The sequence below is a fragment of the Pseudoalteromonas sp. T1lg75 genome (assembly GCF_002964705.1).
Lineage (GTDB): Bacteria > Pseudomonadota > Gammaproteobacteria > Enterobacterales > Alteromonadaceae > Pseudoalteromonas.
The window spans coordinates 244,756-256,689 of record NZ_PQCD01000022.1; the positions used below are offsets into that span (position 1 = coordinate 244,756).

An 11,934-nucleotide genomic window follows, 5' to 3' on the forward strand; every position below is an offset into this window, starting at 1 on the left:
GAGCAGTTGCTCGGTTTTTATGGATTCACCTAAATTATCGCTTAATTTAGAATAAGTCGCTGAGCCATGGCTGCAACCCCAGGATAATGCTCCTCGGGAAGGTGCTCTGCTAACTCTGCCAGGCGCTGACCCAGAGCATGCAAGGTATCTGCACTGACATTAATATGACCCATCTTACGACCCGGCTTCACACCCTTGCCATACCAATGGCTACGGGTTTGTGCAACGCTTAGCACCTCGGCCGGAATAGCCGCCTGACCCAGCACATTGATCATCGCACTTGGGCGCAATAACTCGGTATCGCCTAAAGGAAGACCGGCTACGGCACGCACATGGTTTTCAAACTGACAGCTGTAGGCACCCTGTTGCGTCCAGTGCCCTGAGTTGTGCACGCGAGGGGCTATTTCGTTAACGAGAAGCTGGCCGTCGACGTCGAAGAACTCAATGGCCAATACCCCAACATAGTCAAGCTCATTAGCCAATTTGCGATAGGCATCAATGGCTTGCTGCTGCACACTGTCATTTACCAAACCGGCCACCGACAGAGTCAGTACACCATTGGTATGTTCGTTTTCGGTTACCGGATAGATGGCCAGGTTGCCTTGGTGGTCTCGGGCACCAATCACAGATACTTCGCGCTCAAACGGGATCATCTTTTCGCAAATAATGCTGTGATGCGCATCCTTTTGTAAAAACTCGACCATTTCAGCCCAGATAGTGTCCGCATCCGCGGCGTCTTTTAGGCGCCATTGACCCTTACCATCGTATCCCGCTTGACAGGTTTTAATCACCAAAGGTAACGACAACTCGGTGATGGCTTTATCGAAGTGGCTGCGCTCGGTTACCAACACATAAGGTGCGCTCGGAACACCGGCACGCTCCAACAAGGCTTTCTCTTTGGCACGATCACCACCACAGGCAATGGCCTCTTTCCCTGGGAAGAACTTACCACTTTGCTCACACAGGGCTAATACATCAGCAGGAATGTGTTCGAATTCGGCGGTAATGCGTTCGCTCTCGGCAATCGCCTGCTCCAGTGTTAAGCCATAATTTTCACCTGTAACAGGGTGAACGACCTGCTTTGACCCTACATCATAGGCATAGATATGAATATCCAAGGGGGCACCAACCAGCGCCATCATTCTCGCTAACTGTCCGGCCCCAAGCACTAACATTTTCATTGAAGCCTACCCCTTATTCAGCTGGGTTAGGGTTAGCTAAAACGGTATCGGTTTGCTCTTTGCGGAAAGCATCGATTTTTGCCAATAACTCTGGCTGCTGACAACCTAAGATTTGTGCCGCTAACAAACCGGCATTGGCGGCACCCGGATCACCAATGGCTAAGGTGCCCACGGCTACGCCCTTAGGCATTTGGCAAATAGATAGCAAGGAATCAACACCGTTTAGGGCTTTAGATTTTACCGGTACGCCTAATACAGGCAATGAAGTGAAGGCAGCAGCCATACCCGGTAGGTGAGCCGCACCGCCGGCACCGGCGATAATGACCTTGATGCCACGCTCGGCAGCCGATGAGGCATAGTCTGCCAATAATTGAGGAGTACGGTGTGCCGATACCACCTTGGTTTCATAGTCAATGCCAAATTTATCCAACATATCCGCTGCATGTTGCATAGTGGGCCAATCAGACTTGGAACCCATAATAATACCTACTTTCATTGTTACTCCTCGGGTCAATAACGATACTAGTTTAACTGCAGTTTACCCGCGCCGGCGCCAAGCACAATTGACTTGAGGGGTACGCCAGCACACCGCGGTTGGCCATTTGCCAACATAAGTTGCGGCGCATTATACAAAAAAGCCAGCTAAAAAGCATGCCAAGTTGGCGGATAAAATGGTGTTATCCGGACTTGCTATTTTGACCCGATGCGTTAGCGTCTCGCCACGCCCTTAGCGTCTCTTTGGGGCCTAAAATAAGCGTCAAGAGGGTTAAGCCGCCAGGCAGTAAAATTGCTTTGAGTATAGGACCTAGGATATAACTATAAAAAATGATAAATGGCATAAATAAGATATAGCCAAAAGCCCAGGTGGCAAGGTTAGTAATTGATTTCATGCTGTTTTCCTTAACGATTTTAAAATTGAGCGCGCTCATTATAATTATTGAGCGCGCTCATTTCTAGTTTTAAAACAGGTGTTTTGTGAGCGATAAAGAAGTAACAAGCAAAAAACAATTAACTCGCGAACGTATCATGAGTGCGGCCTGGCGATTATTTCAGGAGCGCGGTTTTGCAGCTACTTCTACACGCGATATCGCCAAAACTGCCCAGGTTGCCAACGGCACCCTATTCACCCACTTTGAAAATAAAGATGATTTGCTGCGCCAGCTGATGCTGATGCACATCGATGAGGTAATTGCCAAGGCCAAGCATGAGGATACGTTTGAACAGCCAAAGTTGAAAATGCGCCACTATGCACAACATCTCTATCGGTTTTATCTGCAGCACATCGAATTCAGTAAGTCTTTATTGCAAGGCTTGGTATGGCAAGGCGCGTTTTTTAGTGCGCAAATGGAAGAGTTTAAAAAGCTGTTATTCGATGGTACTCGGCAATATGACGAGGTGCGGGCCGCTGCCATGATGGATTGCTACTTTATGACCCTGATTGAAGGGCTTAACAGTGAGCGGCCGGATGTCTCCACCCTGGTTCGCCGTTTGAGTGCCAAAATAGCCTTGTTATAAAATGCGGCTCTGCGCTTTGGCGCTAACCCTTGGTCGTTCTGAGTTCCGCGCCGTGCCAAATTAGCTGGTAGCGGCTTTCTGTTACGAAGGAAAAACCAAGGCGTTGTAATAGCCTTATGCTGCGCAGGTTGTCCCTGTGAACCAGGGCTTCCACAGCCGTCACCCTCCCTCCCATATATTGCTCCCCGTGCGATAGCAGCAAAGACAAAGCGTGATACATCAACCCCTTACCCCAAAACGAGGGGTGAAGTTCGTAGCCTAGTTTTGCCACCTGGGTATGGGCGTCATAAATCCCACAACTGCCGATCAGTTGCCCTTGATGCATGATGGCCATACGCACGCCCTCGCCCGTTAGAAAGAGCTCAATATCCCCTTGAATAATGTCTCGCACCTGCTGTTTTGAGGGCATGGCATAATCGTTGTAACGCACTACCTCGGGGTGTGTGAGTAACGCATAGAGATCTGGCGCATCTTTGTGACATATAGGACGCAGTGTCACCGAGCCTTCTGGGCAATCAATCATTAAACTTGAGGAGCGGAGGTTGAGTTGTGGAATTATTGCCTTAAACTAGCGCTATCGGCAAGTTTAAAAATGACAACAGCATGAGCCAAGAACAATTTATCATGGTCCCTCCCACCACCACAGTGTACTGCCCACAGCGTGGCGAGGGATGGACGCTAACGGGGATTACAGGTATCGATGAATATACCTCGGTGATGTTCGATGGGGTGCGTTATACCCTGTCGGCCAGGGAAATCGTCGAGCAACTGCTGCCTAATCAGCAAGCGCGCGAACAAGCGGGCAGCTAAGATCAATAAAAAAGGGCCTGTCGGCCCTTTTTTATTATTACTTTTACTTTAATGCGTTGATACGCGCATCCAACGGCGGGTGCGACGCAAACAGTTCGCCGATTGAGCGCCCCGAGGCAATGCCAAAAGCCATCATTGATCCCTCCAATTGCGACTCGCGATTGCCTTTTAGGCGCTCCAGTGCAGCGCGCATCTTATTGGCGCCCACTAGCTCGGCAGCACCGCGGTCGGCGGCATATTCACGTTTACGGCTAAAGTAGGCAACAACCACGGATGCCAGTACGCCAAAGAGAATTTGAAACAGCATATCGAATAAGAAATACGTCCAGCTTGGGCCGCTCTCTTCTTCGTTGCCACTTAGGAAGTTATCCACCACACCGGCTAGCACCTTGGCCAGGAAGATCACAAAGGTATTTACCACGCCTTGGATCAGTGTCAGGGTCACCATATCGCCATTAGCAACATGCGAAACCTCATGGGCCAGCACCGCCTGGGCTTCATCCTTGGTCATGTTATGGAGCAGACCGCTGCTCACCGCGACCAGGGCATTGTTTTTTGAAGGGCCGGTAGCAAAAGCGTTAATTTCCGGGCTATCGTAAATCGCCACCTCGGGCATTTTAATGCCACGTTGCTGGGCCTGCTCGGCCACGGTAGCCATCAACCATTGCTCTGTATCGGTGCGGGCATGTTCAATCACATAGGCGCCGGTTGAACGCTTGGCTATCCATTTAGACATGGCTAAAGAAATAAACGCGCCACCAAAACCAAAGACCGCGGCAATCGTGAGGATCCCGCCCATGCTGCGTGAGGAAATACCAAATACGGCAAATATAATCGATAACACCACCCCGAGCACCAGCATTACCGCCAGGTTGGTCAATAAAAACAGCACAACACGTTTCATACTTCATTCTCCAATCGAGTAAGATTATTCATTAGGGGTCCTCCCTTAGGGTTGACCTTGACCCATAATGGATAGCATCACTCTGGCCATGAGTTCTATATATAGGCTAACTACGGCGGCATCAAGAGATAGTTTTATGAACATTTGTAAAGAGTTGTTACAGGGCGCGGGGTTGTATTGAGGCGCTAGCGCAGCGCCAACACATCCAACAAAGCACCATGAATGCGCAGTTTTGGCGTCCCTTCGCTGTATGGGCTCTCGGCCAACATGGGTACCGGCAAACGTGCCTTTAAAGTCGCCAGATTAGCATCGTACTGTGCCATTTCTGGGTCTACCTGATTGGCAATCCAACCCGCTACCTCAACGCCACTCTGTTGTAAAGAAGCCATGGTTAACAAGGCATGATTTAAACAGCCGAGTTTCATGCCCACCACCAGGATCACGGGCAGATTTACCGCTGCCACCCAGTCACTGAGTAATTCCTGGTCGTTAATCGGTAACAGCCAACCACCGGCCCCCTCGGTGAGCAAAAGATCTGTGTCCAAGGCACGGATCTCATCATAGGCCCGGTTTAGCTTAGCCATGGTGATCTGCTCTCCCTGCTGGGCCGCGGCAATATGGGGAGCTATGGGCGGCTCATAAATAAAGGGGTTCACCTGCTCATACAAAGCCTGAGTATTGCCGCTTTCGATTAACGTTAGGGCATCGGTGTTTACCAGACGACCAAAGGCCTGCTCGGCACCGGCGGCGATAGGTTTAAAGCCTAAGGCCTTGCGTTTATGTTGTACCGCCAGTTTAAGCAACAGGCTGGTCACATGGGTTTTCCCGGCATCCGTGTCCGTGGCGGTAATAAAAAATTGCTTCATTTGATAAGTTCCAAAAAGACCACGTTATAACTGAGGGCAACCTCTGAGTTATCGCCCCCTAGGCACTGCAATATTTGCGCATACTCGCCTTTACTCAGTGCCCTGTGACCCTGCTCTGCACTGTTTGCACCTATGGCAGACAGGCTTTTTAGGGCTTCCTTGGCACTTGCATAGGTGTCAAACAAGGACAACTCCTGCTGCCAATTGACCTGGAAGCCGGCATTGTGCGCTGAACCTAGTATGTCTTCAAAGCTAGCGAAGTGATTAATCGCCGCTCTCCCTATACTGGCAAACGCCGTTTTTACCTCACCCAAAGAGCCGGCGGCAACAATGGCCAGGTAGGCACGCCCCTTGGGTTTAAGCACGCGATAAAGCTCGGCCAGGGCGATGTTTAAATCACTGGACCACTGCATGGCAAAATTGCTGAACACAGTGTCCAAGCTGTTCCCATGCAGAGGAAGCGCATCCATATCGGCGCAGAGCTTAACGCTAGGTGTGTGTATTTGCGCGAGCATCGAGGGTGATAAATCAAGGGCTAGCAAAGTATCGCTTTGTGCCGCAAGGGCCGCACTGTTAACGCCGGGCCCCGCCCCTAAATCCAAACACAGCCCTAATGGCCGTAGTGCTAGATGTGCCAACAGCACCTCGCTGGCACTGGCCTGTACGCGGGCGTGATGCTGATAACGACACGCCGCCTTAGAAAAGTGCGATTGGGTTTGTTGCTTTAACGCCACGCTCATCGACAGGACTCCAGGGCCTTGACCAGGGTGTCTATGTCCCGCTCTTGATGGGCCGCGGTCAAGGTGATACGTAAACGCGCGGTATTATGAGCAACCGTAGGCGGGCGAATGGCACTGAGCCAGATCCCCTGCTCACGTAAATCGGTTTGCATCTGCAAAGCGCTTTCGCTGTCACCCACTATCAGCGGCTGTATCGGCGTTTGCGACTCCATTAGTGCCAAAGACGACTGCGCGCACCGCTCTCTAAAATACGTGATATTTCGTTGCAATTGCTGACGCTGCACATTCGCATCAAGCAATTGCGTCAAACGCTGCTCGGTAATGGCACACTGCATGGGCGAGATAGAGGTGGAATAAATGTAGTCTCTATTGCCCTGCAGCAGTAGCTCTATCACGGACGTAGATGCCAACACCACGGCGCCATTGCTGGCCAGAGCCTTACCGAAGGTGATCACCAGAATATCCGGACGGGTTTTGCGCTCGAGTGCCGAGCCTAAGCCGTCACCGAGTACACCAAAACCATGGGCGTCATCAAGCATAAACCAGGCATCATGGGCACGACATAGGGCATCAATCTCACCGACCGGCGCACAATCCCCGTCCATCGAAAATACCCCTTCACTGACCACCAGCTTATTTCGAGCTTTAGACTTAGTGAGACGAGCCTGTAAGTGGCTCATATTGTTGTGATTAAAACGCTGCATGGCGGCGTTGGCCTGCAGGCCGCCGTCGATCAAGCTGGCATGATTAAGCTTATCCTGCACTATCAGGCCATCATTACTCTCGGCAAACAGGGCTTTTAACACACTGATATTGGCGCTAAAGCCACTGGGAAAAAGCATGGCGCTTTGGTAGCCAAGCAGATCGCAAAACTGCTTTTCCAACACTTGATGACAGCGCTGATAGCCGGTCACCAAGGGCGAACTGTGAGAACCGGAACGGGCCTCTAGCTCATTCAGGGGCAGATCCCCTAGGGCAAGGTAGTCGTTCGAAGCAAAGTTAAGGTAGTCGCTCCCCTGCACCCGAATGCTGCGGGCACTGACTTCTTCTACCAGTACACGACGGCGCAACAAATGTTGCTGCCGCCTTGCATTTAATGCGTCTTGTATGTAGTCAAACGCCATTTATTTTGCTTCGTAGAACAGCTCGGACTCGGCCTTATCGGCAATCGCCGAGCTCAGTGATGCCTCATAGGCTTCATCTGAATAGTCTTCGCCCTGAGCCGGACGCATGCCTAACTTGCGAATTAGGTTCATATCCGTATCCGCTTCCGGGTTGTCCGTGGTCAGTAACTTGTCACCATAGAAAATCGAGTTCGCACCGGCGAAGAAACACATGCTTTGCATCTGCTCGTTCATGGCCGTACGACCGGCAGATAAACGAACATAACTCTTCGGCATCATGATACGCGCCACGGCAATGGTACGAACAAATTCAAAGTGATCCAGGTCGTCAACATTTTCCAGTGGCGTTCCCTTCACCTTTACCAACATATTGATCGGCACACTTTCCGGCTGTTTTGGCAGGTTAGCAAGCTGGATCAGTAGGCCGTATCTGTCCTTAGCCTGCTCGCCCATGCCAACAATACCGCCCGAACACACCTTCATGCCGGCATCGCGAACATGGTCTAAGGTGTCTAGACGGTCTTGGTAGGTACGTGTAGTGATGATCTGCTGGTAATACTCGGGTGAGGTATCCAGGTTGTGGTTGTAGTAATCCAAACCCGCGTCACGCAATTGGTGAGCTTTGTCGTTATCCAGCATGCCCAGAGTCATGCAAGTTTCAAGGCCAAGCTCCTTAACCTCACGAACCATTTTCTCGATGTAAGGCATATCGCGGTCTTTAGGATCGGACCACGCGGCGCCCATACAAAAACGGGTCGCGCCCTTTTGTTTTGCTAAACGGGCCTGCTCAACCACCTTTTCCACTTCCATCAAGCGTTCACGCTCTAAGTCGGTTTTATAATGGCCGGATTGAGGACAATATTTGCAGTCTTCTGGACACGCACCGGTTTTAATCGATAGCAGGGTCGAGATCTGAACCTCATTGGGGTTAAAGTGCTGCCTATGAATACTCGCCGCTTTAAACAGTAGATCGTTAAACGGCATTTCAAAAAGGGCTTTTACTTGTTCATGAGTCCAGTTATGGCGAATTTCGGCCTGTTGCATGGGGTTCTCTTTATTATCGACGGTAAACTTATTTTGTATCAGTCTACGAGTTGCCTTAGTATTGTCAACGCCAGTGCAATGTTTAAAGTTTACCTATGGACAATAATTATACAGAAACAAATCCCATTGATGTCGAATTTGACCGTGACCATATTTGGCACCCCTATACCTCCATGCTCAAACCCCTGCCCAACTATCCGGTCAGCCATGCCCGCGGTACTCGCTTACACTTAGCCAGCGGCGAGAGTTTGGTCGATGGCATGGCCTCATGGTGGAGCGCATTGCATGGCTACAATCACCCAAGCTTAAATCGCGCACTGCAAGAGCAAAGCGAAAAAATGAGCCATTTGATGTTTGGTGGTATTACCCATGCGCCGGCCGTGGATCTGTGTAAAAAGCTGATCGCTATGACCCCAGCGCCTCTGGATAAGGTGTTTCTGGCAGACGGTGGCTCGGTCAGTGTTGAAGTGGCGATCAAAATGGCGCTGCAGTATTGGTTCAGTCAGGGTCATAAACAAAAGCATAAAATTATGACTCCCCGAAAGGGCTATCATGGCGATACCTTTGCGGCAATGAGCGTCTGCGATCCGGTTAATTCCATGCACAGCATGTATCGCGGCTTCCTACCCGAGCAAATCTTTGTTCCGCAGCCGGTCAGTGCCTTTAATGGCGACTTTGACGAGCAAGAAGCCGAGCAATTGGCGCATTACTTTGCCGAGCATCATCAAGACGTTGCCGCCTTTATCATCGAGCCCATAGTGCAAAATGCCGGCGGCATGAACTTTTACCACCCGCACTATCTAAAAACCGTACGCGCCCTGTGCGACCAATACGATGTACTGCTGATCTGTGACGAAATCGCCACAGGATTTGGCCGTACCGGCAAGCTTTTCGCCGTCGAACATGCGGATATCTGCCCGGATATCATGTGTGTGGGCAAGGCCTTGACCGGTGGCTATATGACCTTAGCCGCCACCCTAACCAGCCATAAAGTCGCGCGCGGTATTTGTAGTGGTGAAGCCGGTGTCTTAATGCATGGCCCCACCTTTATGGGCAACCCCCTCGCCTGCGCAGTGGCGAACGCCAGCCTAAGCTTATTGCTAGAGAACGATTGGCAGCAACAAGTCGGCAATATCAATCTCTGGTTACAACAACTCACGCGCTGCACGGAGCTAGACGCCGTGGCTTCGGTGCGCACTTTGGGCGCTATTGGTGTGGTAGAGCTGGATACCAACGTCGATGTGGCTAAAATTCAGCGCTTTTTCGTAGCGCAAGGGGTGTGGATCCGACCCTTCGGTAAACTCATCTATCTTATGCCGCCGTTTGTCAGTTCGAAGCAGGATATCGACACCCTGTGCCAGGCCATCTACCAGGCTATTGCCGAAAAACATTATTAGTTCAAAGGGCTAATAACCTAGCGGCCACTTTATTAGTTTGCGCACAAAGCAATCAAATCACCGTAAAAGTGAATAAAAGACGCTTTTACGGTGAAATTTGCCGCATACTTCCCGGATTACACTAGGAATCCCCCCTTGCTTTTTGTTAGAGTACCAAACTTTTCAATAAGCAAGTGACTTTCTATGCAGCAACACGTTCAGATCCAGCCAGCGGAGGCCTTTGTACCACCGAGGTTTACCGTGTATCAACATCGCCAAATCGATAAAATTGAGGCTTTGCACCAACTGCCGGAGCATATGCGCTTTGAAATGAAGGTGGTCGCAAGCGTATTCCCTTTCCGCGTCAATAATTTTGTCATTGAAGAATTAATTGATTGGGATAAGGTCCCCAATGATCCCGTCTTTCAATTGACCTTCCCTCAACGCGGTATGCTTGATGACGAGTCATACGAAAAAATGGCGGCGCTGCATAGAAGCAACCCCAGTGCCGAAGAAGTAATGACTCTGGCCCAGGAAATTCGCTTAAAGTTGAACCCGCATCCCGCCGGACAAATGGAAAAAAACGTGCCCGAACTGGATGGCGAGCGCGTCGAGGGTATCCAGCATAAATACAAAGAAACCGTCCTGTTTTTTCCATCTCAGGGCCAGTATTGCCACTCTTACTGCACCTTTTGCTTCCGCTGGGCGCAGTTTGTAGGTAAAGCGACACGCTTTAACAACAACGATACCGAACTGCTGCACGGTTATTTGCGCGAGCATACCGAAGTAACCGACCTACTGATGACCGGCGGCGATCCCATGGTTATGCGTACGGTCAAACTGCGTGGTTATCTTGAAAAGTTAAAAGAGCCCGAATTTGATCATATTCGTACTATTCGTATCGGCACCAAGTCATTGACCTTTTGGCCATACCGATACCTGACCGACCCAGACGCGCAGGACTTACTGGCCCTAATAAAAGAATTAGTCGATGCCGGAAAGCATGTGTCCATTATGGCTCATATAAATCATAAGCAAGAGCTGCGCAGTCCGGCCACCCGCGAAGCCATCGCCTTAATCCGTAAAACCGGGGCACAAATTCGTACCCAGGCGCCACTGCTCAATAACATCAACACCGATCCCAATATGTGGGCCGAGATGTGGAAAGAGCAAACCCAGCTTGGCATGATCCCCTACTATATGTTTATCGAGCGCGATACGGGTGCAAAACGCTACTTTGAGTTGCCCCTGTATAAGACCTGGGAAACCTTCCGCGAAGCTTATAAGCAGATCTCTGGAGTAAGTCGCACCGTTCGTGGCCCGTCTATGAGTGCTGGCCCAGGTAAGGTCGAAGTATCGGGTGTGAGCGAAATAGCCGGGGAAAAGGTGTTCGTGCTGCGCTTCATCCAGGCTCGTAATCCGGACTGGGTACAACGTCCTTTCTTTGCCAAATACGATGAAACGGCGACCTGGCTTGATGATCTTAAACCGGCCTTCGGCGAAGAGAAGTTCTTCTGGGAAGACGAATACAACGCCATGTAAGGCCATTAAAAAAAATCCCGCATTAAGCGGGATTTTTTATTTGCCGAAGCAATAACTACCATTCAAACTGATAGGCCATTTTTGCTATGGTGCGCAGCGCCACATTATGGGTATTACGCTGGGCATATAAATGTTGCATGGCCTTGTCTTTGACCTCACCAACAATCACCTCTTTGACCTGATAACCCAAGGCATGAGCGGCTTCCATATAGGCTACGAATTCCCATTTCTTAATATTGGTGTTATCGGCGATCACCAGGGGGATCCCCTCGCTCAGGGCTTTGATAAAACGTGCCAAGTTTAGGTTGTGATATTCGGGCAGTTTATGTTTATCAAACTGATACCCTTCGGCGCCGACAAAGTAGTCGTCGGTACTACAAATTACATATTGACTGGTATCGCCGGCAACCAGGTCGTCGGCGAGATTGAGCGCGTAATGGGTTTTACCACTGCCGGGCAAACCGCGCAAAATAAACACTTGTTTCATTAACTACTCACTAAGGCTAGCGTGAAGCTGATGCATAAAAACGCCAAGGCGATTAAAGATAGAGGCGCTAGATGCATCATTTTATTTATCTTTCTGGCTCTTATAATGCCACAAACTGCGCACAGACTGCACAGCCCAAGTAGTAATAAAGCGGAATTTTTTGCATTTATAAGCCAAAAATCCCGAGTTTGCACTCCCAGGTAACGCCACAAGCCAAAATCCTGCTCGGGACGACCGTAATGGATCAGTATCAAAACCAGCACAAATACGCTCCATCCCAGCGTCGCACACCAGCCGACCAACACAAATGGACCCACCCTATCGCCTCGTAACATATGCGTTTGC

The 11,934-nt window shown here is 50.3% G+C and carries 14 protein-coding genes; 4 read left to right on the forward strand and 10 right to left on the reverse strand.

The window, feature by feature from the left end; translation table 11 throughout:
* Positions 1–41: 41 nt before the first annotated feature.
* From C2M36_RS06460 to C2M36_RS06470, 3 genes are all read right to left on the reverse strand, one after another.
* The gene (locus tag C2M36_RS06460) at positions 42–1,181 is read right to left on the reverse strand and encodes a 5-(carboxyamino)imidazole ribonucleotide synthase (RefSeq protein WP_105254216.1); all 1,140 of its coding nucleotides are present in this window, start codon (positions 1,179–1,181) and stop codon (positions 42–44) included.
* Positions 1,182–1,194: 13 nt separating this feature from the next.
* Complete coding sequence (gene purE / locus C2M36_RS06465; RefSeq protein WP_105189681.1) at positions 1,195–1,677, reverse strand: 5-(carboxyamino)imidazole ribonucleotide mutase; 483 nt, start codon at positions 1,675–1,677, stop codon at positions 1,195–1,197.
* Positions 1,678–1,858: 181 nt separating this feature from the next.
* A complete protein-coding gene (locus C2M36_RS06470) occupies positions 1,859–2,071 on the reverse strand; it encodes a hypothetical protein (RefSeq protein ID WP_105254217.1) in 213 nt (70 codons plus the stop codon).
* An 85-nt stretch (positions 2,072–2,156) separates the two neighbouring features.
* Here C2M36_RS06470 and C2M36_RS06475 point away from each other — a divergent pair, with 85 nt between their 5' ends.
* The gene (locus tag C2M36_RS06475) at positions 2,157–2,696 is read left to right on the forward strand and encodes a TetR/AcrR family transcriptional regulator (RefSeq protein WP_234399107.1); all 540 of its coding nucleotides are present in this window, start codon (positions 2,157–2,159) and stop codon (positions 2,694–2,696) included.
* 22 nt (positions 2,697–2,718) lie between these two features.
* Here the strand turns inward: C2M36_RS06475 and C2M36_RS06480 are convergent, their stop codons facing one another.
* A complete protein-coding gene (locus tag C2M36_RS06480) occupies positions 2,719–3,195 on the reverse strand; it encodes a GNAT family N-acetyltransferase (RefSeq protein ID WP_158678863.1) in 477 nt (158 codons plus the stop codon).
* A gap of 104 nt (positions 3,196–3,299) precedes the next feature.
* Between C2M36_RS06480 and C2M36_RS06485 the strand changes: the two genes are divergently transcribed.
* Positions 3,300–3,506 carry a hypothetical protein gene (locus C2M36_RS06485; protein ID WP_199883018.1) on the forward strand — a complete coding sequence of 69 codons (207 nt, stop codon included), beginning with the start codon at positions 3,300–3,302 and terminating at the stop codon, positions 3,504–3,506.
* Positions 3,507–3,549: 43 nt separating this feature from the next.
* On the opposite strand, the gene htpX is transcribed toward C2M36_RS06485, so the two are convergent.
* The 5 genes from htpX to bioB form a co-directional block, all read right to left on the reverse strand.
* Entirely contained in the window at positions 3,550–4,410 is an 861-nt protein-coding gene (gene htpX / locus C2M36_RS06490) for a protease HtpX (RefSeq protein ID WP_105254219.1), read from the reverse strand.
* Positions 4,411–4,595: 185 nt separating this feature from the next.
* Entirely contained in the window at positions 4,596–5,276 is a 681-nt protein-coding gene (bioD, locus tag C2M36_RS06495; RefSeq protein ID WP_105254220.1) for a dethiobiotin synthase, read from the reverse strand.
* The gene (locus tag C2M36_RS06500) at positions 5,273–6,016 is read right to left on the reverse strand and encodes a methyltransferase domain-containing protein (protein ID WP_105254221.1); all 744 of its coding nucleotides are present in this window, start codon (positions 6,014–6,016) and stop codon (positions 5,273–5,275) included. Before C2M36_RS06500 ends, bioD begins: the two co-directional genes overlap by 4 nt.
* A complete protein-coding gene (locus C2M36_RS06505) occupies positions 6,013–7,140 on the reverse strand; it encodes an aminotransferase class I/II-fold pyridoxal phosphate-dependent enzyme (protein WP_105254222.1) in 1,128 nt (375 codons plus the stop codon). Before C2M36_RS06505 ends, C2M36_RS06500 begins: the two co-directional genes overlap by 4 nt.
* The gene (gene bioB / locus C2M36_RS06510; protein WP_105254223.1) at positions 7,141–8,184 is read right to left on the reverse strand and encodes a biotin synthase BioB; all 1,044 of its coding nucleotides are present in this window, start codon (positions 8,182–8,184) and stop codon (positions 7,141–7,143) included.
* 95 nt (positions 8,185–8,279) lie between these two features.
* On the opposite strand from bioB, the gene bioA reads away from it, so the two are divergent.
* Together bioA and C2M36_RS06520 are read left to right on the forward strand one after the other, a co-directional pair.
* The gene (bioA, locus tag C2M36_RS06515) at positions 8,280–9,581 is read left to right on the forward strand and encodes an adenosylmethionine--8-amino-7-oxononanoate transaminase (protein WP_105254224.1); all 1,302 of its coding nucleotides are present in this window, start codon (positions 8,280–8,282) and stop codon (positions 9,579–9,581) included.
* A 183-nt stretch (positions 9,582–9,764) separates the two neighbouring features.
* Positions 9,765–11,102, forward strand: coding sequence for a KamA family radical SAM protein (locus tag C2M36_RS06520; RefSeq protein WP_105254225.1), 1,338 nt, complete (start codon positions 9,765–9,767; stop codon positions 11,100–11,102).
* 55 nt (positions 11,103–11,157) lie between these two features.
* Here the strand turns inward: C2M36_RS06520 and C2M36_RS06525 are convergent, their stop codons facing one another.
* Positions 11,158–11,589 carry an ATP-binding protein gene (locus C2M36_RS06525; protein ID WP_105254226.1) on the reverse strand — a complete coding sequence of 144 codons (432 nt, stop codon included), beginning with the start codon at positions 11,587–11,589 and terminating at the stop codon, positions 11,158–11,160.
* Positions 11,590–11,934: the final 345 nt, after the last annotated feature.